Source organism: Ottowia thiooxydans DSM 14619 (genome assembly GCF_000422885.1).
GTDB lineage: Bacteria > Pseudomonadota > Gammaproteobacteria > Burkholderiales > Burkholderiaceae_C > Ottowia > Ottowia thiooxydans.
In genome coordinates this window covers 42,012-63,227 of record NZ_AUGX01000001.1, presented here as the reverse complement: position 1 = coordinate 63,227, position 21,216 = coordinate 42,012, and the positions used below count along the sequence as shown (strand labels likewise).

At 56.6% G+C, this 21,216-nt stretch carries 22 protein-coding genes and 1 tRNA gene; 1 reads left to right on the top strand and 22 read right to left on the bottom strand.

The window, feature by feature from the left end:
* Positions 1-242 precede the first annotated feature (242 nt).
* Positions 243-923 (bottom strand): sulfite exporter TauE/SafE family protein, encoded by a 681-nt coding sequence (locus G518_RS0100295; protein ID WP_028600819.1) that lies wholly within the window; start codon positions 921-923, stop codon positions 243-245.
* A gap of 148 nt (positions 924-1,071) precedes the next feature.
* A complete protein-coding gene (hemN, locus tag G518_RS0100290) occupies positions 1,072-2,454 on the bottom strand; it encodes an oxygen-independent coproporphyrinogen III oxidase (protein ID WP_028600818.1) in 1,383 nt (460 codons plus the stop codon).
* Between the two features lie 178 nt (positions 2,455-2,632).
* On the opposite strand from hemN, the gene fnr reads away from it, so the two are divergent.
* Complete coding sequence (gene fnr, locus G518_RS33230) at positions 2,633-3,373, top strand: fumarate/nitrate reduction transcriptional regulator Fnr (RefSeq protein WP_036593252.1); 741 nt, start codon at positions 2,633-2,635, stop codon at positions 3,371-3,373.
* Positions 3,374-3,406: 33 nt separating this feature from the next.
* Here fnr and G518_RS0100280 read toward each other — a convergent pair whose 3' ends face one another.
* From G518_RS0100280 to tpiA, 20 genes are all read right to left on the bottom strand, one after another.
* Positions 3,407-3,886, bottom strand: coding sequence for a DUF1178 family protein (locus G518_RS0100280; protein WP_028600817.1), 480 nt, complete (start codon positions 3,884-3,886; stop codon positions 3,407-3,409).
* Entirely contained in the window at positions 3,883-4,494 is a 612-nt protein-coding gene (locus G518_RS0100275; protein WP_028600816.1) for an NUDIX domain-containing protein, read from the bottom strand. Before G518_RS0100275 ends, G518_RS0100280 begins: the two co-directional genes overlap by 4 nt.
* Positions 4,495-4,515: 21 nt before the next feature.
* Positions 4,516-4,821: a DUF2818 family protein gene (locus tag G518_RS0100270; RefSeq protein ID WP_028600815.1), complete on the bottom strand. Its 306-nt coding sequence runs from the start codon at positions 4,819-4,821 to the stop codon at positions 4,516-4,518.
* A gap of 251 nt (positions 4,822-5,072) precedes the next feature.
* On the bottom strand, positions 5,073-6,560 hold the full coding sequence (gene nuoN / locus G518_RS0100265; protein ID WP_028600814.1) for an NADH-quinone oxidoreductase subunit NuoN: 1,488 nt from the start codon (positions 6,558-6,560) through the stop codon (positions 5,073-5,075).
* Between the two features lie 10 nt (positions 6,561-6,570).
* A complete protein-coding gene (locus G518_RS0100260) occupies positions 6,571-8,046 on the bottom strand; it encodes an NADH-quinone oxidoreductase subunit M (RefSeq protein ID WP_028600813.1) in 1,476 nt (491 codons plus the stop codon).
* A gap of 16 nt (positions 8,047-8,062) precedes the next feature.
* Positions 8,063-10,096, bottom strand: a complete 2,034-nt coding sequence (gene nuoL, locus G518_RS0100255) for an NADH-quinone oxidoreductase subunit L (protein WP_028600812.1) — start codon at positions 10,094-10,096, stop codon at positions 8,063-8,065.
* Between the two features lies 1 nt (position 10,097).
* Positions 10,098-10,406: an NADH-quinone oxidoreductase subunit NuoK gene (nuoK, locus tag G518_RS0100250; protein ID WP_028600811.1), complete on the bottom strand. Its 309-nt coding sequence runs from the start codon at positions 10,404-10,406 to the stop codon at positions 10,098-10,100.
* The gene (locus G518_RS0100245) at positions 10,403-11,080 is read right to left on the bottom strand and encodes an NADH-quinone oxidoreductase subunit J (protein ID WP_028600810.1); all 678 of its coding nucleotides are present in this window, start codon (positions 11,078-11,080) and stop codon (positions 10,403-10,405) included. The genes nuoK and G518_RS0100245 overlap by 4 nt, the downstream gene beginning before the upstream one ends.
* Positions 11,081-11,115: 35 nt before the next feature.
* Positions 11,116-11,625, bottom strand: coding sequence for an NADH-quinone oxidoreductase subunit NuoI (nuoI, locus tag G518_RS0100240; RefSeq protein WP_028600809.1), 510 nt, complete (start codon positions 11,623-11,625; stop codon positions 11,116-11,118).
* Between the two features lie 165 nt (positions 11,626-11,790).
* Entirely contained in the window at positions 11,791-12,867 is a 1,077-nt protein-coding gene (gene nuoH / locus G518_RS0100230) for an NADH-quinone oxidoreductase subunit NuoH (protein WP_028600808.1), read from the bottom strand.
* A complete protein-coding gene (gene nuoG, locus G518_RS0100225) occupies positions 12,864-15,035 on the bottom strand; it encodes an NADH-quinone oxidoreductase subunit NuoG (protein WP_028600807.1) in 2,172 nt (723 codons plus the stop codon). Before nuoG ends, nuoH begins: the two co-directional genes overlap by 4 nt.
* 17 nt (positions 15,036-15,052) lie before the next feature.
* The gene (nuoF, locus tag G518_RS0100220) at positions 15,053-16,405 is read right to left on the bottom strand and encodes an NADH-quinone oxidoreductase subunit NuoF (RefSeq protein ID WP_028600806.1); all 1,353 of its coding nucleotides are present in this window, start codon (positions 16,403-16,405) and stop codon (positions 15,053-15,055) included.
* Positions 16,405-16,938: an NADH-quinone oxidoreductase subunit NuoE gene (gene nuoE, locus G518_RS0100215; RefSeq protein ID WP_051235758.1), complete on the bottom strand. Its 534-nt coding sequence runs from the start codon at positions 16,936-16,938 to the stop codon at positions 16,405-16,407. Before nuoE ends, nuoF begins: the two co-directional genes overlap by 1 nt.
* Positions 16,935-18,185, bottom strand: coding sequence for an NADH-quinone oxidoreductase subunit D (locus G518_RS0100210; RefSeq protein ID WP_028600804.1), 1,251 nt, complete (start codon positions 18,183-18,185; stop codon positions 16,935-16,937). Before G518_RS0100210 ends, nuoE begins: the two co-directional genes overlap by 4 nt.
* A gap of 30 nt (positions 18,186-18,215) precedes the next feature.
* Positions 18,216-18,836, bottom strand: a complete 621-nt coding sequence (locus tag G518_RS0100205) for an NADH-quinone oxidoreductase subunit C (RefSeq protein WP_028600803.1) — start codon at positions 18,834-18,836, stop codon at positions 18,216-18,218.
* Positions 18,837-18,838: 2 nt separating this feature from the next.
* A complete protein-coding gene (locus tag G518_RS0100200; RefSeq protein WP_028600802.1) occupies positions 18,839-19,318 on the bottom strand; it encodes a NuoB/complex I 20 kDa subunit family protein in 480 nt (159 codons plus the stop codon).
* Positions 19,319-19,364: 46 nt separating this feature from the next.
* Entirely contained in the window at positions 19,365-19,724 is a 360-nt protein-coding gene (locus G518_RS0100195; protein ID WP_028600801.1) for an NADH-quinone oxidoreductase subunit A, read from the bottom strand.
* 47 nt (positions 19,725-19,771) lie between these two features.
* Positions 19,772-19,856, bottom strand: a tRNA-Leu gene (locus tag G518_RS0100190).
* Positions 19,857-19,980: 124 nt separating this feature from the next.
* Complete coding sequence (gene secG, locus G518_RS0100185) at positions 19,981-20,418, bottom strand: preprotein translocase subunit SecG (RefSeq protein WP_028600800.1); 438 nt, start codon at positions 20,416-20,418, stop codon at positions 19,981-19,983.
* Between the two features lie 35 nt (positions 20,419-20,453).
* A complete protein-coding gene (gene tpiA, locus G518_RS0100180; protein ID WP_028600799.1) occupies positions 20,454-21,200 on the bottom strand; it encodes a triose-phosphate isomerase in 747 nt (248 codons plus the stop codon).
* Positions 21,201-21,216: the final 16 nt, after the last annotated feature.

Sequence of the window (21,216 nt, the reverse complement as noted above, 5' to 3'; positions counted from 1 at the left end):
CCGGACGCGTCCCTGCGCTGCGCTTCGGGCAACTTGCGATGCTCAGTCAAGGGGCGGTGCAGCCGAACTCACTGCGTTCACTTCGTTCTCTACGTTCAAACAGCGGCTGCAAGCTAGATCACGAAGCAAGAGCATCTTTCAGTGCTCTTGCCCGCCCCTCCCCGTGCGCTTCTCAGCGCGGCCAGAGGGGTGGGATACCCACTCGGGCCATCGCTACGCTGGGCCCTGAAACTGCTAGTCGCTCACGCTGGAGTAATACACCAGGGCGCTTGATCGTGCACTAGGCCCATCCAGAGCGCCCAACCTGAGGCCAGCAAAAGCGCCAGGCCGGCGGCGCGCATGCCCCACTCACCACGAGTTCCTGCGGGCAAGCGCAGAAAAAGCCACGGGCCGATCATCAGGGATACGCTGCTGCCTAGCGCGAAAAGCGCCATAGTAATCACCCCACCCGTAATGCTGCCCGCCAACGCGGCCACCATCAACGCCGAATACAGCAAGCCACAGGGCATGAATGCCCATAGAGCGCCGATAACCAGAGGTGCACCACGCCCGCGCCGTTGCTGAAACCCCCGCACAGCTGTCCATACGCGACGCGCGCCCTGCTCCAACCACACCGGTTGACGGGCTTGAATCAGTAACAACAAGCCGAGGACCACGGCCGCCACGTGAAATAAGGTCCACACTGGGCGAATCGCAGCGCTTTGAGTGGTCAACCACCCAATGCCCTGCAGTGACGCAGCTGCTACGCCTCCCAGCGTCGAATACCCGATGATCCGGCCGATCTGAAACAGCCCCATCGCCGAGGTACTACGCGCCCCTGCCGTCTGGCCGATGCCCGCACACGCCGCCCCGCACATTGCAATGCAATGGGGGCCACCCGCCAATCCCATCAGAAAGGCGGTTAGTGCAAGTGAACCCAACATACCCATGAAGTGTTTGTATAGAAGGAACGAGCCAACAGAACGCTACGCAAAAAGGCTTGGCTCCAGGTTGATCATGAACACGGCATAAGCACGCGTTGACGAGCTACGCCAGATTACTTTGAATCACCAATGCGATAGATCACCAGCATCAGATGATCTTCGAAAAGCGCGCCCGTGTTCGATCAGCCTGCAGATATCTATCGAACACCATGGCCACACCGCGTACGAAGAACCACCCCATAGGCGTCACCTCGATGCCCGTATCAGACAACTCTACCAGCCCTTGCGCCTGCATGTCTCCCAGGATCTCCAGTTCGGCAGCAAAGGTCTTCTTGAAATCGATCAGATGCGCGATTTCTATCGACTCGAACTGCAGCCGGCCCTGGCACATGAGCGCCATGATGACCGCGCGTCGCATCAAATCGTCACGCGAGACCGCCAGGCCTCGCGCAATCGGCAGGAGCCCGTGATCCAGCGCATCCTGATATTCCGCCAAGGTCTTGGCATTCTGGCTGTAAGTAGCGCCGACCTTGCCGATGGCCGACACCCCCAGACCAATCAGGTCACAGTCAGGCTGGGTGCTGTAACCCTGAAAATTGCGATGTAGGCGCCCCTGGCGTTTCGCCACGGCCAAGGCATCGTTAGGCAGCGCGAAATGATCCATTCCCACGTACACATACCCTGCTTCCTCAAACGCAGCCAATGCACGCGACAACATCGTCACTTTGTTGCCTGCGCCGGGCAAATCGATAGGAATGATTCGCCGCTGAGGCTTGAAGCGCTCGGGCAAATGCGCGTATCCGTATAAGGCGATGCGGTCGGGCCGGAGCTCTGCCACCTGCTCCAGCGTGCGATTGAACGACGTAGGGGTCTGCTTGGGGAGGCCATAAATCAGATCGACGTTAATCGACTCAAAACCAATGCGTCTGGCCGCATCCACCAGTGCAAACACCTGTTCCGCAGGCTGTGTGCGGTGCACAGCCTTTTGCACCTGCGGATCAAAATCCTGCACACCGAAGGAGAGACGATTGAAGCCCAGGCGGGACAGGGTCTGCAGCCTCTGCTCGTCTACGGTTCGCGGGTCAATCTCAATAGAGTACTCACCTCCAGGCACCAGATTAAAGTTTCGGCGCAACATACCCATCAGCTCGCCCAACTCATCATCATTCAGGAAAGTGGGCGAACCACCTCCCAGATGCAATTGACTGACACTCACGCCGGTGCCTATGCGGTTGACATGCAACTCCACCTCACGAGCCAGGTAGCGCAGATAGGGCGCACCACGCTCATGGTGCTTGGTAATAATCTTGTTGCAGGCGCAGTAATAGCAAAGAGACTCACAAAACGGAATGTGTACGTAAAGGGAGAGTGGCAGCGCCAATGCAGCGGGCCCCATACGCCGTTGCTCAAGTGCCTGCACGTACTGTGCTTCACCAAACGCCTCAACAAACCGGTCCGCTGTGGGGTAAGAGGTGTAGCGCGGGCCTGGTACGTCAAAACGTTCAAGTAATTCGGGTGTGGCGATAGTCATCTGAGCATCCTTTGCAGCAACGGCAATGGTGACGCGCCCGAATGCGAATGTCCTTGACGATGATCAAGATACCTACTCGCACAGAAGTGAAATTGCCGCAAGTCAAATCCAGTTCGTGGCCTACAATGAAACTTCCATTTCAAGGCACAGCCTGTCAGGCGTTATACCGCCGGGAAAAATGACTCCTCAAGCCATCAAAGTCGCGTGCTCCAACTGCAACCTTCGAGAGTTGTGTATGCCGATGGACTTGTCCGCCGGGGATTTGGGCAGGCTGGACGAACTCGTGGCCACGCGTCGCAAGATCCGCCGAGGCGCTCCACTGTTTTCGAACGGCGAGCGCTTTGTAGCCCTGTACGCCATTCGCACTGGCTTTTTCAAGACGTGCATTGCCACTGAAGATGGCAGGGATCAAGTCACCGGCTTTCAGATGGCCGGAGAGATCATCGGGTTGGACGGCATTGTGGGCGACCAGCACACTTGCGATGCCATCGCCTTGGAAGACGCCGAAGTCTGCGTAATGCCATTCGAACGCATCGAAGAACTCTCACGCGAAGTGCCGGCATTGCAAAGCCACGTGCACAAAATCATGAGCCGGGAAATTGTGCGTGAGCATGGTGTCATGTTGCTGCTGGGCAGCATGCGAGCTGAAGAGCGGCTGGCCACTTTTCTGCTGAACCTCGTGCAAAGATTGCACGCCCGAGGCTTTTCTCAATCAGAACTCGTCCTGCGCATGACGCGCGAGGAAATTGGCAGCTACCTTGGCCTCAAGCTTGAGACGGTCAGTCGCGCCTTTTCCAAGTTCGCAGAAGAAGGCCTGGTGGAAGTGAAACAACGCCACGTGCGCATCGTAGATACCGAGGCGCTTCGAGCAGTTGTGGCGTCTCATGACGTGAGCTCTCCGCTGAAACGCTGCACCTAGAGCGTACTCCGAGACTTCGGGCGCGCTTTGCTTTTACTGCAGTGTTTCTTTAAACCCGGGCGGCACCGGTAAAGGAACCACAGCGATGCCTTCGTCCAGAAGAGCCGCTGTTTCTTCCTGAGAAGCTTGCCCACGGATACCACGCTCGTCTGCTTCGCCGTAATGAATGCGCCGTGCCTCTTCCGCAAAGCGCTCGCCCACATCTTCGGTGTTAGCCACCACACGACGCACCATTTGCATCCAGGCCGCCTGTAGCGCAGCTGGGGGTAGAGAAGCAACCGGCTCCGCTCCACCTGCGTCAGGTGCAATTTTGGGGCCTTCGGGTCGCGGGGAATCCGCGCCCACTGCGCCAAAATTCAAGCGCGGCGCGCTGGGCAACTTGGTGACCGCAGTCTCGTTGCACATCGGGCAGGCCAACAAATGGCTGGAAAGCTGGTGTTGGAAATCATCTTCCGACCCAAACCAACCCTCAAACACGTGACCATGGGCACATTGCAGATCGAATACTTTCATGGTGCCTCCTTGTCGTTCGTATCTGGAGACTGCCACTCTAGCGGCCAGGCTCCCGACAGGACGTTCTGCAACCATAACGCACCCGCCAAGGTTTTACCATCGGTAATCCACCCACTGCGGCACCCATCGAAAATTTCCTGGGGTGTTGCGCTGAAAACCTCTAAAAACTCTCCAGCGTCCAACTGAGACTCGCCGGCTGAAAGACCTCGCGCGAACCAGATTTCGATGAATTCCGTGGAATAAGAGATGCCCGGGTGAAGCAGACCCACACGCGCCCAGTGGGTCGCTGTGTACCCCGTTTCTTCTCGCAGCTCTCTCTGCGCACAAGACAATGGGGCCTCACCCTTGTCGAGTTTTCCCGCGGGAAACTCAATCATGACCTTCCCCACTGGATACCGGAACTGGCGCTCCATCAGCACTCTCACCGTCCCATCCTCGGATTCAATCAGGGGGATCACCATCACCGCGCCGGGGTGTACGATGAATTCACGAGACGCCGGTGTGCCATCGGGGAGTTTCACGGTGTCCCGGAAAACATGCAGAAAATCCCCGCGCAGCACTTCTGAGCTGCTGACTCTGGTTTCCTGCAATTTCGGATCGGAACTCATGACAAGTTTCAGGCGATGGAGTTATCGGCCACGCATCACCAAATAGCGGTAAACAAAGCCCGGAAATGCCAACGTCACGAACAGGGTGCCCGTGACGGCAAAGAATTCCCAACCTTGCGGAGCCAACTGTCCAGCGCGCTGCTCCATCCACATCCCAACGCCACCCACAATAAAGTACAAGACGATCAATTCACCCAAGCGCCACCCCAGGGACTTGTGCCCCCCCGGAAGACGAAAAACAGACAGCAAACGCTGGTTCACGAAAGGCAGATTGGCAGCCACCAAAGCCAACAGGATCAGCAGCCATATCGAAAGACTTTGGGACATCCCTACGCGAACCCTTCAGACCGTCTCAGTGATAAATAGCGAAAGCGCACCGCAACAGCTCGAAAGCCAAAGGCCGCGGAGCAGGCCATGCCAGTGCACCCGCGGAACTGGCTTTGCCAGGCCGCCAGGTGTGTCCCCCCAGGGGGAAGGCGCGTAAGCGACTCAGGGGGGGAGTTCATAGTTTCCAGGCCGCTAGGTGCGTCCCCCCCAGGGGGAAGGCGCGTAAGCGACTCAGGGGGGCGCTCATTGTGTCACGTGCCCAGCATTTGCACGACCGCTCGCGCGCACAGGGTCATCAAAGCGCCTGGAACAATACCCAGCACCAATACCAGCGCGCCATTAAGCGACAGCAAAGCGCGCATGTCTGCCGGTGCGGAAATGGGTGAATCGCTCGTGGGTTCGTCGAAGTACATTACCTTCACCACCCGCAGGTAGTAGAAAGCGCCAATCAGTGAGACCATGACGGAAAACACCGCCAAGCCAATGTAGACCGCCTGCCCGGTGCTCACCAGCGCCTGCAGCACCGACAGCTTCGCCTGGAAGCCAACCATGGGAGGCAGGCCCGCCAGAGAGAACAAGCAAACCGCCATGATCCCGGCGTACAACGGGCTGCGCTGGTTCAGGCCAGCAAGGTCCACAATTTCTTCGCTCTCGAATCCTTCGCGGGAGAGCAGCATGATGATGCCGAAGGTCGCAAGCGTAGTGAGAACATAGGTAACGATGTAGAACATCGCCGAGCTGTAGGCGTTAGCGGCCGACAGCGCATTACCGTTGACCACCCCTGCGGTCAGGCCGAGCAGCACGAAGCCCATTTGCGCAATCGTCGAATAGGCCAGCATCCGCTTCAGATTGGTTTGTGCAATGGCCGCCAGGTTACCGAGTAGAAGTGAAGCAACCGCCAGCAGGCCAAGCATCTGTTGCCAATCGAACGCCAGCGGCAGCAAGCCTTCCACCAACAGACGAATGGCGATGGCGAAGGCAGCCAGTTTCGGTGCCGCACCGATGGTCAGCGTCACGGCTGTGGGAGCGCCTTGATAGACGTCTGGAATCCACATGTGGAAAGGCACCACGCCGAATTTGAAGGCCAAACCGGCCACGACAAACACCAGACCGAAAATCAGCACCTGATGGCGAATCTGGCCAGAGGCCACCGCCTTATAAACAGACCCGATATCAAGCGTGCCCGTAGCGCCGTACAGCATGGACAAGCCATAAAGCAGGAAGCCTGAGGCCATCGCGCCCAATACGAAATACTTCATGGCCGCTTCTACCGACACCGTATGGTCGCGGCGCAGCGCCACCATGGCGTAGCTCGCCAGCGTCAGCAGTTCAAGGCCCAGGTAGATCAGCAGGAAGTTATTGCCTGAAATCATCACAAAGATGCCAAGCAACGACAACAAGCTGAGCACGAACCACTCACCGCCGCGCAGAACACCGCGCTCACGCATGTAGGTGCGACCATAAACGAGCGCCACGGCGCTAGCCAAGGCAGCGAAGCACTTGAGCCAGTTGGCAAGCATATCGCTCACCACCATTCCGCCGAAGCCGTAAACGGTCTGACCGCCGTACGCGTAAATCCCCGTCAGCACAGCCAACACGAGCAAGGTCAAAACAGACAGGATATAGGTCGCTGTCCGGCGCTCGCTGGTGTCCAGCAGATCAACCAGGGCGATCACGCAGGCCATCGCCAGCAACACGATCTCTGGATAAATCGAAATCCAACTGAATGCGTCAATCATCTCCTGGTCCTCAATTCAGTTTGGAAACCGACACCTGCTTGAGCAGGTTGGCGACGGACGCATCCATCACATCGGTGAAAGGTTTGGGATTGATACCCATACCCAACACCGCCAATGCCAGCAGACTAAGCATGACAAATTCGCGCGCATTGATATCTTTCAGGTTGCGCACGTGATCGTTGGTGACGGGTCCAAAGTAAACCCGCTTGAACATCCACAAGGTGTAGGCAGCGCCCGAAATAAGCGCAGTGGCTGCGAGAAGCCCAAGCCAGAAGTTGGCCTTGACTGCCCCCAGAATCACCATCCACTCACCCACGAAACCCGCTGTTCCCGGCAAGCCGCAGTTGGCCATAAAGAACAGCAAAGCGAATACCGTGAAGCGCGGCATGGTAGTGGCTACCCCACCATACGCTGCAATCTCACGCGAATGCACACGGTCGTACAAAACGCCGATACAAAGGAACATTGCACCTGAAACGAAGCCGTGGGCGATCATCTGCACCAGGCCGCCGGCGATGCCAAGGTCATTGAAGAGGAAGAATCCGAGTGTGACGAAACCCATGTGCGCCACAGACGAATAGGCCACGAGCTTCTTCATGTCCTGCTGCACAAGCGCAACCAGACCTACATAAATCACGGCAACTAACGAAAGCGTGATCATGAGCCCTGACCATTCGTGCGAAGCATCGGGCGCAATGGGCATGGAAAAGCGCAGGAAACCGTACGCGCCCAATTTCAACATGATCGCCGCCAGTACGGCGGAGCCACCCGTAGGCGCTTCCACGTGCACATCAGGCAACCAGGTGTGAACCGGCCACATGGGAACCTTGACCGCAAAAGCGGCGAAGAGCGCGAAGAAAATCAAGGTTTGCGCCGTGCCCGAAAGCGGCAAGGCATGCCAGGTCAAGATATCGAAACTCCCGCCCGAGCGGGTGTACAGATAAATGAAGGCCACCAGCGTCAGCAACGAGCCGAGCAGCGTGTACAAGAAGAACTTGAACGCAGCGTAGATCTTGTTCGGGCCGCCCCAAATACCGATGATGAGGTACATCGGGATCAACGTGGCTTCGAAGAACACGTAGAACAGCAAGCCGTCAAGCGCTGAAAACACACCAATCATCAGGCCGGAGAGAATCAGGAAGGCCGCCATGTACTGGTTGACCTTGCGCTGAATGACTTCCCATCCCGCGATGACCACGACCACGGTGATAAACGACGTGAGCAGCACAAACCACAAGGAAATGCCGTCCACACCCAAGTGGTAATTGACATTGAAGCGCGCAATCCAGGGCGACTTCTCGACAAACTGCATGGCAGCGGTCCCGAGCTTGAAGCCCGAGTAAAGCGGCAATGTCACTACAAAACTGATGATCGATCCGATGAGAGCCAACCAGCGCACCATTTGCGCTTGACTCTCCCGGCCGAACGCCAGCAACACGACGCCAAACGCAATCGGCGTCCAGATGGCAAGGCTCAACCAACCCATTTTCTTGGTTTTCCTATTATTTGTTGAGCCAGACGAAGTACGTCATGAGCACGAAGATACCCAGGATCATCACCAGCGCGTACTGGTAGAGATAACCGGTCTGTAGCCGGCGCACTACGCCGGAAATCCAACCCACTAGCTTCCACGATCCATTGACGAAGAAGCCATCAATCAACGCGCGGTCTCCGCCCTTCCACAGGCCAGTTCCAAGGACGCGTGCGCCCCGAGCGATCACGTTTTCATTGAACCAGTCCAGGTAGTACTTGTTCTCGAACAGCGTGTAGATAGGCTGGAACATGCGTTGAATCCGGGCAGGCAATGCCGGGTTGATCATGTACATGTAATAGGACAGAGCGACACCAGCCAAGGCCAGCCAGAACGGAGGCGTCATGAAACCGTGGAGCGCCATAGGCAACCAGCCGTGAATGGCTTCACCCAATTCAGCCATAGCGCCGTGCCGTGCGCCATCCACATAAATTACGCCTTTGAAAAAATCTCCAAAGAGCATGGGCATCAAGGTGATGGCGCCAATGAACACCGACGGTATAGCCAGCGCCACGAGTGGCAACCAAACAACCCAGGGCGTCTCGTGAGGCTTTTCGTCGTGGCCATGATGCCCGTGATCGTCATGAGCATGATGATCGTCGTGGTGTGCGTCAGGGTTCTGGTCGTAGCGCTCTTTACCGTGGAAAACCAGGAAGTAAAGACGGAATGAATAGAACGCCGTGACGAAAACACCTGCAAGGACAGCGAAGTATGCAAATCCGGCCGCCGGCAACTGGCTGGCGTGCACCGCCTCAATGATGGCGTCCTTGGAGTAAAAACCAGAGAAGAAAGGAGTACCGATCAACGCCAGCGAACCGAGCAGGAACGTGATCCATGTGATTGGCATGTACTTGCGCACACCGCCCATCCAGCGGATGTCCTGGTTGTGATGTAGACCCATGATGACGGAACCGGCCGCGAGGAACAGCAAGGCCTTGAAGAAGGCATGCGTCATCAGGTGGAACACGCCTACTTGGTAGGCCGATGCACCAAGCGCCACCGTCATGTAACCCAGCTGCGAAAGCGTGGAATACGCCACCACCCGTTTGATGTCATTCTGGATGATGCCCAGAAAGCCCATGAACAGTGCCGTGATCGATCCAATGATGAGGATGAAGTTAAGCGCAGTGTCGGAAAGCTCGAACAGCGGCGACATGCGAGCCACCATGAAGATCCCGGCAGTCACCATGGTGGCAGCGTGAATCAGCGCGGAAATGGGGGTTGGCCCTTCCATCGAATCAGGCAACCATACGTGCAGCGGAAACTGGGCAGACTTGCCCATGGCCCCGATGAACAGGCAGATGCAGATCACCGTGATCAATTGCCAGCTCGAGCCCGGAAGCTGCATGGCGGAGAGTTCGGCCGCCTTGGCGAATGTTTCGCTGTAGCTCAGCGTGCCGGCGAAAGCAGCGATCAGACCAATACCAAGAATAAAGCCAAAGTCACCCACGCGGTTGACCAGGAACGCCTTCATGTTGGCGAAAGTGGCACTAGGCCGGTTGTGCCAGAAACCAATCAGCAGATAGGAAACCAAGCCCACCGCTTCCCAGCCAAAGAACAGCTGCAGGAAGTTATTGCTCATCACCAGCATCAGCATGGAGAAAGTGAAGAGCGAGATATAGGAGAAGAAACGGTCGTAGCCGTCGTCTTCGGCCATATAGCCAATGGTGTAGACGTGCACCATGAGCGACACAAAGGTCACGACGCACATCATCATGGCGGTGAGGCTATCGACCAGGAAGCCCACCTCCATCTTCAGGCCGCCCACAACCATCCACTCATAGAGCGTTTCGTTGAAATGCGCGCCATCCATGACCACGCTCTGCAGCGTCATGACAGAGATGACGAGAGCCACAAAAACGCCCAGGATGGTCGCTGTATGCGAAGCCGTACGGCCAATGCGATTACCACCGAACGCCGTGCCAAGAATGCCCGCCAGCGCAGAACCCACCAGCGGGGCCAAGGGCACCGCCAACAGCGTGGAAGCGGAAAGGGTCTGACTCATCTTATCCCTTGAGCGAATTGAGTTCGTCTACGTTGATGCTGTTCTTGTTACGGAACAACAGCACGAGGATCGCGAGACCAATAGCCGACTCAGCAGCCGCCACGGTCAGGATGAAGAAAACAAATACCTGACCATGCATGTCTCCCAGATAAGCGGAGAAGGCTACGAAGTTCATGTTCACAGCCAGCAGCATGAGCTCAATAGCCATGAGCAGCACGATGAGGTTTTTGCGGTTCAGAAAAATGCCCACCACGGACAGCGCGAACAAAATCGCGCCCAGTGTCAGGTAATGCGCTAGTGTCAAAGTCATTTCTTGGCTCCCTCGGCGGAAGGTGGCTCTTCGGCAGCAGGTGGCACCGGAGGCGCTTCACGCGTGGCGGCCATGGAAAGAACCTGAAGCCTATCGCGCGCCTTCACCTTCACTTGCAGTGATGGGTTGATGGCTTTGCTGTCCTTACGCTGGCGCAATGTCAGCGCGATGGCAGCGATCATGGCCACCAGCAAAATGACGGCGGCAATCTCCAACGGATAGAGATACTTCGTATAGAGAAGCGTACCCAATGCCTTGGAGTTTGAATACTGCACCACCTGGCCCGCTGCGTTAACCACGGTTTCCGGAATGATGGGCGCCTGTCCGGAACGGAAGCCACCAATCAACACCACCGCCATCTCAAGTGAAATGAGCGCGCCCACGCCAAGTGCCAGCGGGAAGTGTTTCCAGAAGCCTTGCCTCATGCTGTCGATGTTGATGTCCAGCATCATCACCACGAAGAGAAACAGCACCATCACCGCGCCAAGATAGACCAGTACCAGCACGATGGCCAGGAACTCAGCGCGCAAGAGCAGCCAGATGCCTGATGCTTGCGAGAACGCGAGCATCAGATACAGCACCGCGTGCACGGGGTTGCGCGCGGTGATCACTCGGAAGGCTGCAAATAGCAGCACAAGCGAGAACAGGTAGAAGAAACCGGTCGTGACGTCCATGGATCGTATCGTTCTGTGAGGCGAGCCGGGCTGGATCAGCGGAACTTGGCGTCGGCTGCTTTAGCCGCGGCGATTTCGGTTTCATACCGATCGCCCACTGCCAGCAACATCTCTTTTGTGAAATAAAGGTCGCCCCGCTTTTCTCCGTGGTATTCGAAGATATGCGTTTCGACAATCGAATCGACCGGGCAGCTTTCTTCGCAGAAACCGCAGAAGATGCACTTTGTCAGGTCGATGTCGTAGCGCGTGGTGCGGCGTGAACCGTCAGCCCGCACGTCCGATTCGATGGTGATCGCCACAGCTGGGCAAACTGCCTCGCACAGCTTACAAGCGATGCAACGCTCTTCGCCGTTCTCATAACGGCGCAGCGCATGGAGTCCCCGAAAACGCGGGGACAGTGGCGTTTTTTCCTCAGGATATTGCACCGTCACCTTGCGACTGAAGGCATAACGGCCGGTCAGGGCCATGCCCTTTAGCAATTCCACGAGCATGAAGCTCTTGAGGAAATCTCGAACGGAAAAAGGTGAAGCAGCTACAGAAGCCATAGTCATTCTCCGTCTGACCTAGAAGCGGCGATTGAACGCCGCCGGCGCGCCAAATGGCGAGCCGATCAGATGCGCGGCGCCCTCACCCTTTGGGTGAAAGCCAGAAACGAAAGCGGTCATGCGGCCCTCATGAAAATTACAAGCGGTCAACTGCCGATTCCAAGTTCAATGCCAGATATTCCAGGGCGTGTGCATCCACGCCCCGACGACAAGCAACCACACCAGCGTGACTGGAATGAAAATCTTCCATCCCAGACGCATGATTTGGTCATAGCGGAAACGCGGGAAGGTCGCGCGGATCCAGATGAACATGGACACGACGCCAAAGGTTTTTATCGCCAACCAGATCCAGCCTGGAATGAAGTCCAGCGCTGCGAAAGGCGACAGCCAACCACCCAGGAACATCAGCACGGCAAGAATCGATACCAGCCACATGCTGGCGTACTCAGCCAGGAAGAACACTGCGAAGCCCATGCCCGAGTACTCGACCATATGCCCGGCAACGATTTCAGCCTCACCTTCGACGACGTCGAACGGATGGCGGTTGGTTTCGGCGACGCCAGAAATCAGGTAGACCACGAAAATAGGCAGCAGCGGCAACCAGTTCCAAGAGAGCAAGCCGAAACCGTTGCTGGCCGCCATGCCCTGCCCTTGCGACATCACGATCGACGTCAGGTTCATGCTGCCGGAAACCATGAGCACCACCAAAAAGCAAAAGCCCATGGCGATTTCATAGCTCACCATCTGTGCGGACGCACGAAGCGCGCCCAGGAAAGCGTATTTCGAGTTTGACGACCAGCCGGCAATGATCACGCCATAAACCTCAATAGAGGTAATGGCCATCACCAGCAACAGGCCCGCGTTGACATTGGCAAGCGCGACATCCGGGCCGAAGGGAATCACGGCCCAGGCTGCAAGCGCGGGCATGATGGCCATGAGCGGGCCCAGGAAAAACAGGCCCTTGGAAGCGGCTGTTGGCTGGATGATTTCTTTGGTGAGCAGTTTGACCGCATCGGCGATGGGCTGCAACAGACCAAACGGGCCAACACGGTTAGGGCCGTGGCGAACCTGCATAAAACCCAGCAATTTGCGCTCCCAGAGCGTCAAATAAGCCACCGCCCCCATCAAGGGCAGCAAGATCACGACGATTTTGATCATGATCCAGATCACTGGCCAAACCAGTTGCCCCCACCAAGACACCGAAAAAAGGGTCAAACCCCAGTTATGGAAGGCGTCGATCATGATGTGGCTCCTTCCAGGGCGCTGGCGGAGTGACGGGCATCGGCTGTCAACTGCAGAGAAGGCGCCCGTCGCACTATGCTGTCCAGCTCATAAATGCCCACAGGCCGCATGGCATCCGCTGCACCAGACGGCGCAGTGCTGGCTTTAACGGAAGCGGTGGTGGCGTTGCTCAGACGTTCGACCGGAAGCGCGCTCACGCCTGCTGCGCCAAGCGCACGGTCGAGAACTTCCTGAGAGGAGTCGAAAGACATGTTTGGCACACTGAGAAGGTCGCCCAGAACACGAAGTACCTTCCAACCAGGCCGTGTATCGCCTAAGGGGCGCACCACGGCGTGGAAACTTTGCACACGGCCTTCGGCATTCACGAAGGTGCCAGAGGTTTCAGTAAATGGCGAGATAGGCAGCAGCACATCGCTGATGTCCATGTTGGCCTTGAATGGACTGAAAGTAACGACCATTTCGCTACCAACCAGCGATTTGCTGGCTGCTACGCCGTTTGCGGCGTCAAAAGCTGGCTCACAGTTGAAGAGCAATGTTGCCTTCAAGCCGCCTGCCAACATCTGGCCGGCATTCTGGCCGTCTTTTCCGGGCAAGGCATTGACCCACTGAGCGCCCACGGTGTTGGCGGCTTCTGTCAAATACCCAACGCTTGCACCCGTTTGCTGGCCGATCCAATTAGCCAACGCCAGCAAACTGGAGGCATCAGGATGATGGGCCGCTGCATTGCCAAGCAATACAGCCTTGCGCTCACCAGAAAGCAGCATCCGCGCGATGGCTTTAGCACCGTCGCTGATTTGATCTGCGGCTGGAGCGAGTGCGGGAGCCGCAATGCCCTTTTCAGCTGCGACGGAAGCAGCCACATCTGCCAAAGCCGACACCCATTCACCAGGCGTACCCACCATCCAATGTTTGAGCGGCATGGCCCATGCATCAGCCGAAGTGAGAAGCGCCGGGGATGTGATGGCGGCAACCGCGCCACCATGGCGTGCAGCTTGACGAATCCGCTGTGCAAAGAGCGGATGATCCTTGCGTAAGTTCGAGCCAACAATCAGAGCGGACTGCAGATTCGACAGCGATGCCACCGAAGTTCCGAGCCAACGGACACCTTCGGACGGAGCGAACTCCGTGTGGCGCAGGCGATGGTCGATATTCTCGCTACCCAGGCCGCGCAGCAAAGCGCCGCCCAGATAAAGCTCTTCCAGCGTGCTGTGCGGGCTGAATAAAGCCCCAATGCTATTGGCACCGTGTTCGGCCTTGATATTGTTGAGGCCCGTAGCCACATACTCAAGCGCGGTTTGCCAATCGACTTCCTTCCACTCGCCACCTTGCTTGAGCATGGGGGTGGTCAGACGCTCGGCACCGTTCAACGCTTCGTAGGAGAAACGATCACGGTCAGCAATCCAGCATTCGTTGACGGCTTCATTTTCCAGCGGAACCACGCGCATGACACGGTGATTTTTGACTTGGACAATCAGGTTGGCACCGGTTGAATCGTGCGGACTGACAGATTTGCGGCGCGAAAGCTCCCACGTCCGGGCGCTGTAGCGGAATGGCTTGCTGGTGAGCGCACCCACCGGGCAAATATCGATCATGTTGCCCGACAGTTCGGAGTCCACCGAAAGACCGACGAATGTTCCGATTTCGGAGTGCTCACCACGGTTGGACATGCCCAACTCCATGATGCCGCCGATCTCCTGACCGAAGCGCACGCAACGGGTGCAGTGGATACAGCGAGTCATTTCCTCCATGGAAATCAAGGGGCCCACATCCTTGTGGAAGACCACCCGCTTTTCTTCTTCGTATCGCGAGCCGGAGCCGCCATAACCCACCGCCAGATCTTGTAACTGGCATTCGCCGCCCTGATCGCAGATGGGGCAATCAAGCGGGTGGTTGATCAGCAGAAACTCCATGACGGATTTCTGCGCCGTGACAGCCTTGTCGCTCTTGGTGCGCACAATCATGCCCTGCGTCACAGGCGTGGCGCATGCAGGCATCGGCTTAGGCGCCTTTTCCACATCCACCAGGCACATACGGCAATTGGCAGCGATGGACAGCTTCTTGTGATAACAGAAGTGGGGAATGTAGGTGCCGGCTTTGTCCGCAGCATGCATGATCATGCTGCCCTCGGTCACCTCAACCTTTTTGCCGTCGATATCGATTTCAACCATGGCGCTTCTTTGCCGGATCAAACGTGAGCAGAGACCATGCAGGTCTTGTGCTCAACGTGGTGTTCAAATTCAGAGCGGAAATGCTTGAGCATCGCACGCACCGGCATGGCCGCGGCGTCCCCGAGCGCACAGATGGTGCGACCCATGATATTGCCGGCTACGGAGTCAAGCAGATCCATATCGCTTGGGCGACCATGGCCGCTTTCAATGCGTTCAACCATGCGGAAAAGCCAGCCAGTGCCTTCGCGGCATGGCGTGCATTGACCACAGGATTCATGCATATAAAAGTATGAAAGTCGTTGCAGTGACTTGACCATGCAACGCGTGTCGTCCATCACGATGACGGCGCCAGAACCCAGCATGGACCCCGCCTTGGCGATGGAGTCATAGTCCATCGTGCATTCCATCATGATGGCGCCTGGCAGCACCGGCGAGGAAGACCCACCCGGAATTACCGCCTTGAGCTGGCGCCCCCCGCGTACACCGCCTGCGAGCTCGAGCAGCTTGGAAAACGGGGTTCCCATGGGAATTTCATAGTTGCCAGGACGCTCGACATCACCACTGATGGAGTAGATCTTGGTGCCACCGTTATTGGGTTTACCGCACTCAAGATAGGCCTGACCACCATTGCGGATGATCCATGGCACCGCAGCGAAGGTTTCGGTATTGTTGATCGTGGTGGGCTTGCCGTACATGCCAAAGCTTGCAGGGAAAGGCGGCTTAAAGCGAGGCTGCCCCTTCTTACCCTCCAACGATTCCAGCAAACCAGTTTCTTCACCGCAAATATAGGCACCGAAGCCATGATGGGCGTGCAACTGGAAATTGAATCCACTGCCGAGAATGCCATCACCCAGATAGCCCGCGGCGCGCGCTTCCGCCAGCGCTTCCTCGAACCGTTCGTAAACCTGAAATATCTCGCCGTGGATATAGTTGTAGCCCACGCTCGTACCCATGGCGTAAGCGGCGATCGCCATGCCTTCAATCACGATGTGCGGGTTGTACATGAGGATGTCGCGATCCTTGCATGTACCGGGCTCGCCCTCATCGGAATTGCAAACCAGGTATTTCTGACCTGGGAATTGCCGAGGCATGAAGCTCCACTTCAAGCCGGTCGGGAAGCCCGCACCGCCACGACCACGCAGGGCCGACTCTTTGACGGTGGCAATCACTTGATCAGGCGTAAGGCCCTCACCACCATCTTTTCCCAAAATCTTGCGCAGGGCTTGATAACCGCCGCGCGCTTCGTATTCTTTCAGACTCCAGTTCGCACCATTGAGCCCAGCATAGATCTGCGGCTCAATGTGGCGATCATGAAAACAAGTCTGCACGCCCGTAGCGGCAAACTGCGACAACACCTGCTCGGCTTTCATCAATTGGCCTCCGCGTTCTTCAGGCCATCGATCAACTGATCAAGCTTGTCTTCGCTCATGAAGCTGCACATGTTGCGATCATTGACCAACAGAACTGGCGAGTCTGCGCATGCTCCGAGGCATTCGGATGGTTGCAAGGTAAACAACCCATCCGCCGTGGTTTGACCCGCGCTAATGCCGAGCTTCTTCTCCAGATACTCGAGCGCTTTGGCACCATCTCGCAATTGGCATGGCAGATTGGTACAAACGTTCAACTTGTAACGGCCAACCGGGCGCCGGTTGTACATGTTGTAGAAGCTGCTCACCTCATGGACAGCAATCGGTGCCATGCCCAGGTAAACGGCTAACGCTTGCTCGTTCTCAGGGCTGACCCAGCCCTGCTCCTGCTGAATGATAGACAGGCAAGCCATGACGGCTGACTGTTTTTGCTCAGCGGGGTACTTCGACACCTCGCGCGCAAAGCGCGCCATCGTTGCAGTCGAAAACGGCGCCGCCTGGGCGGTGCTCACTTGGGAAGACACATCAGAGATCATCGATCAATCTCTCCAAACACGATATCCAGCGTACCAATGATGGCCACAGCGTCAGCCAGCATATGGCCCCGGACCATTTCATCAAGCGCTGCCAGATGCACAAAACCTGGGGCACGGATTTTCAAGCGATAAGGCTTGTTGGCACCATCGCTGACCATGTAGATGCCGAATTCACCCTTTGGATGCTCTACGGCCGCATAGGCCTCGCCTTCAGGCACATGCATGCCTTCAGTGAAGAGCTTGAAGTGGTGAATCAACTCCTCCATATTGGTCTTCATGGCTACGCGACTTGGCGGAGCGACCTTGTGATTGTCCACGATCACCGGGCCCGGATTGGCGCGCAGCCAATTCACGCACTGCTTGATGATGCGATTGGACTCACGCATTTCCTGCACACGGACAAGATAGCGATCGTAGCTATCACCCGTTTTGCCAACGGGAATATCGAAATCGAGGCGATCGTAGACTTCGTACGGCTGCTTCTTACGCAAATCCCAAGCAATACCGGAACCCCGCAACATGGGGCCAGTCATACCGAGGTTAAGCGCGCGCTCTGCGCTCAACACGCCGACGCCCACAGTGCGTTGCTTCCAAATCCGGTTGTCGGTGAGCAAGGTTTCGTACTCATCCACGAGACCGGGGAACCGCTGGGTGAAATCGTCAATGAAATCCAGCAGCGAACCCTGCCGAGCAGCGTTTTGCCGCTCCAACGATTTCGTGCCGCGAATTTTGCTGCGGTACTGCGGCATGGTGTCCGGCAGATCGCGATAAACACCGCCAGGACGGAAATAGGCTGCATGCATGCGCGCGCCCGAAACCGCCTCGTACACATCAAACAGGTCTTCCCGCTCGCGGAAGGTGTAGATGAGGATGGTCGAGGAACCGCAATCATTGCCGTGCGAGCCAAGCCACATCAGGTGATTGAGCAACCGAGTGATCTCGGAGAACATCACACGGATGTATTGCGCACGAATAGGCACCTCAATGCCCAGCAGCTTTTCGATGGCCAGGCAGTAGGCGTGCTCGTTGCACATCATGGACACGTAATCCAGACGATCCATATAAGGAAGCGACTGGATGAAGGTCTTGTGCTCGGCAAGTTTTTCTGTAGCGCGGTGCAAAAGCCCGATGTGCGGGTCAGCGCGTTGCACGACCTCGCCATCCAGCTCGAGCACCAGCCTCAATACGCCGTGTGCAGCCGGATGCTGCGGCCCGAAGTTCAGGGTGTAATTCTTGATCTCAGCCATGAGTCAATAAGCCAAAAGCGCTAAGCGCCTTTAGTGCACTCCCCCATAATTTTCTTCACGAATCACGCGCGGCGTAACGTCGCGCGGCTCAATACTGACAGGCTCGTACACCACACGTTGACGCTCTGCGTCGTAACGCATCTCCACATGCCCCGAAAGCGGGAAATCCTTGCGGAACGGGTGCCCGATGAAGCCGTAGTCGGTCAAGATGCGGCGCAAGTCCGTGTGCCCCTCAAACATGATGCCGTAGAGATCAAATGCTTCGCGCTCATACCAGTTGGCGGCGTTCCAAAGCTCATTGACTGACGAGATCACAGGAAAGTCATCACCGGCACAGAACACACGCACGCGCACACGCTGATTCAGACTGATAGAGAGCAAATGCGTCACCACTGCGTAGCGCGCACCTTCCCACCTGCCATCGCCGTAGGTGGAGTAATCGACACCACAAAGATCGATAAGCTGCTCAAATTGACAGCCCTCACTATCTCGCAGCGACTTCATCACAGCCATGTATTCGGACGGACGAACGGTGACCGTAACTTCACCCAAGGCAATACCCACATCCTGAGCTTGCGCACCCAGGACGGCAACAATTTTATCCTTCAGCGCTTGGGGCGTGATGGCGTAGTCGACTGCGGAATCTGCCATGCTCATACCCGCGCAATCGTGTTGGTGCGACGCACTTTTTGCTGCAACTGGATGATGCCGTAAAGCAAGGCCTCAGCAGTGGGCGGACAACCAGGCACATACACATCCACAGGCACGATGCGGTCGCACCCACGAACCACCGAATAGCTGTAGTGGTAGTAGCCGCCACCATTGGCACACGAACCCATGGAGATCACCCAGCGCGGCTCAGCCATTTGGTCATAGACCTTGCGCAAAGCGGGCGCCATCTTGTTGCACAGCGTACCGGCAACAATCATCAGATCAGATTGCCTCGGGCTTGCACGAAACACCTCGGCACCGAAACGACCAATGTCGTAACGAGCGGCTGCCGCATGCATCATCTCGACCGCGCAGCACGCCAAACCGAATGTAACCGGCCATAGCGAGCCCGTCTTAGCCCAGTTCATCACCGCGTCGAAATTCGTGGTGACGAAGCCCTTTTCCATCATGCCTTCGATCATGGGCGTTATCCTGCGTATTGTGAGATTGCGTGGACCACGTGAACTATCACTCCCAATCCAGCGCGCCCTTTTTCCACTCGTAAACAAAGCCGACGACAAGAATGGCCAGGAAAATCACCACAGCAACAAAGCCAGTGAGCCCGACATCCTTGAGCGCCACAGCCCAGGGGAAAAGGAAAGCGATCTCTAGATCGAACAGAATGAAAAGGATGGCAACAAGGTAGTAACGCACATCAAACTTCATGCGCGCATCCTCGAATGCCTCGAATCCACACTCGTAAGGAGAGTTTTTGGCCGCATCGGGCCTATTGGGACCGAGAAAAGCCCCCATACCAAGACACAAAGCACCGACAGCCAGACCGACCAAAATAAAAAGAAGGACGGGCAGGTATTGAGCCAGGTTCATGGGGTTCGCTCTCTCTGACTGAGGGACTACCCCTTCAGTACTTTTTATGGTGCCGTCGGCGAGACTCGAACTCGCACAGCTTTCGCCACTACCCCCTCAAGATAGCGTGTCTACCAATTTCACCACGACGGCCAATTTCTACTTTAGCAAGCTCCTCTTACAGGATTTACGCTTACCGAATTAATCTAGGAGTTTACCCTGAAAAACCTCCACTTCCAGGATGGAAGCAAGGTTTTTTCGACAACTTTCACCAAGCTTACTTGGAAGGGATCTGAGCAGCTCCCGAAGCTGCCGGAGTTGGCGCTGTAGCGGGAGATTGTGCAGTGCCTGCTGGTGCAGGCGAAGCGCCACTCGGGATCGCAGCCGCCCCTGTAGCCGAGCCAGCTTGTGAAGCTGCTGGGACGACGATAGCGGCCTTTTCCAGAACACTATTCCCTGTGGGCGCTGTCGTACGAACGCCGACGCCAAAATAGGCCAGAGCGAGGGTACAGGCAAAAAATACAGCGGCCAAGCCTGCTGTAGTGCGCGAAAGGAAGTTGGCACTGCCACTGGCGCCGAACAAGCTGCCTGAGCTGCCGCTACCAAACGCCGCGCCCATATCAGCACCTTTGCCGTGCTGAACGAGGATCAAACCAATCATGGTTAAAGCCGAAAGAATCTGCGCTGCAAGCAGCAAGTTCAAAATAATGTTCATTCAATTACTCCAATATTCTCATTCGCTGGCACTGGTTAGGCGCGTGCAGCGGCAATGATTTTCAGAAAATCCGTGGACTTGAGCGATGCCCCGCCAATCAGGCCACCATCGATGTCAGGTTGTGACAATAGCTCAGCAGCATTAGCCGCATTCATGCTTCCGCCGTAGAGAATGCGCACCCGGTCGGCTTTCTCCGTGGCAGCTTTGATCTGCGCACGAAGCAAGGCGTGAACGCTTTGCGCCTGCTCTGGAGTCGCGGTCTGCCCGGTCCCGATCGCCCACACAGGCTCATACGCGACCACGATTTCGCTGATGCAATGGCCATTCAAGTGAATGACCGCAGACAACTGACGCTTGACGATGAATTCGGTCATACCGGACTCGCGCTCGCGCAGCGTTTCACCAACGCAGACGATGGGGGTAATGCCCGCCGCCAACGCACGTTTGGCTTTAAGGGCCACGTGCACATCATTCTCGGCCTGGTGCTGACGGCGCTCGCTGTGACCTACGATCGCATAGCGGACACCAAAGTCTTTCAGCATTTCCGCCGAAACATCACCCGTGTAGGCACCGTTTTCATTCATTGAAACGTTCTGCACACCGAGTTCAATAGGCGATGCTGCCAGCAAGTCTCGCAATTGAGCCACATAAATGCCAGGGGGGCATATAGCCACGTCGCATGCGGGCTGACCAATGCCGCCAAGCAACTCGCGCACAAGCGCGTCGTTACCGGCCAGGCTGCCGTTCATCTTCCAGTTACCGACGATCAGTTTCTTACTCATATCGCCTTCCTTGTGA

Excerpts from the sequence above, each read along its gene's own strand:
- G518_RS0100295 (WP_028600819.1), bottom strand. The coding sequence starts at position 923 with ATGTTGGGTTCACTTGCACTAACCGCCTTTCTGATGGGATTGGCGGGT.
- hemN (WP_028600818.1), bottom strand. The coding sequence starts at position 2,454 with ATGACTATCGCCACACCCGAATTACTTGAACGTTTTGACGTACCAGGC.
- fnr (WP_036593252.1), top strand. The coding sequence starts at position 2,633 with ATGACTCCTCAAGCCATCAAAGTCGCGTGCTCCAACTGCAACCTTCGA.
- G518_RS0100280 (WP_028600817.1), bottom strand. The coding sequence starts at position 3,886 with ATGAAAGTATTCGATCTGCAATGTGCCCATGGTCACGTGTTTGAGGGT.
- G518_RS0100275 (WP_028600816.1), bottom strand. The coding sequence starts at position 4,494 with ATGAGTTCCGATCCGAAATTGCAGGAAACCAGAGTCAGCAGCTCAGAA.
- G518_RS0100270 (WP_028600815.1), bottom strand. The coding sequence starts at position 4,821 with ATGTCCCAAAGTCTTTCGATATGGCTGCTGATCCTGTTGGCTTTGGTG.
- nuoN (WP_028600814.1), bottom strand. The coding sequence starts at position 6,560 with ATGATTGACGCATTCAGTTGGATTTCGATTTATCCAGAGATCGTGTTG.
- G518_RS0100260 (WP_028600813.1), bottom strand. The coding sequence starts at position 8,046 with ATGGGTTGGTTGAGCCTTGCCATCTGGACGCCGATTGCGTTTGGCGTC.
- nuoL (WP_028600812.1), bottom strand. The coding sequence starts at position 10,096 with ATGAGTCAGACCCTTTCCGCTTCCACGCTGTTGGCGGTGCCCTTGGCC.
- nuoK (WP_028600811.1), bottom strand. The coding sequence starts at position 10,406 with ATGACTTTGACACTAGCGCATTACCTGACACTGGGCGCGATTTTGTTC.
- G518_RS0100245 (WP_028600810.1), bottom strand. The coding sequence starts at position 11,080 with ATGGACGTCACGACCGGTTTCTTCTACCTGTTCTCGCTTGTGCTGCTA.
- nuoI (WP_028600809.1), bottom strand. The coding sequence starts at position 11,625 with ATGGCTTCTGTAGCTGCTTCACCTTTTTCCGTTCGAGATTTCCTCAAG.
- nuoH (WP_028600808.1), bottom strand. The coding sequence starts at position 12,867 with ATGATCGACGCCTTCCATAACTGGGGTTTGACCCTTTTTTCGGTGTCT.
- nuoG (WP_028600807.1), bottom strand. The coding sequence starts at position 15,035 with ATGGTTGAAATCGATATCGACGGCAAAAAGGTTGAGGTGACCGAGGGC.
- nuoF (WP_028600806.1), bottom strand. The coding sequence starts at position 16,405 with ATGAAAGCCGAGCAGGTGTTGTCGCAGTTTGCCGCTACGGGCGTGCAG.
- nuoE (WP_051235758.1), bottom strand. The coding sequence starts at position 16,938 with ATGATCTCTGATGTGTCTTCCCAAGTGAGCACCGCCCAGGCGGCGCCG.
- G518_RS0100210 (WP_028600804.1), bottom strand. The coding sequence starts at position 18,185 with ATGGCTGAGATCAAGAATTACACCCTGAACTTCGGGCCGCAGCATCCG.
- G518_RS0100205 (WP_028600803.1), bottom strand. The coding sequence starts at position 18,836 with ATGGCAGATTCCGCAGTCGACTACGCCATCACGCCCCAAGCGCTGAAG.
- G518_RS0100200 (WP_028600802.1), bottom strand. The coding sequence starts at position 19,318 with ATGATCGAAGGCATGATGGAAAAGGGCTTCGTCACCACGAATTTCGAC.
- G518_RS0100195 (WP_028600801.1), bottom strand. The coding sequence starts at position 19,724 with ATGAACCTGGCTCAATACCTGCCCGTCCTTCTTTTTATTTTGGTCGGT.
- secG (WP_028600800.1), bottom strand. The coding sequence starts at position 20,418 with ATGAACATTATTTTGAACTTGCTGCTTGCAGCGCAGATTCTTTCGGCT.
- tpiA (WP_028600799.1), bottom strand. The coding sequence starts at position 21,200 with ATGAGTAAGAAACTGATCGTCGGTAACTGGAAGATGAACGGCAGCCTG.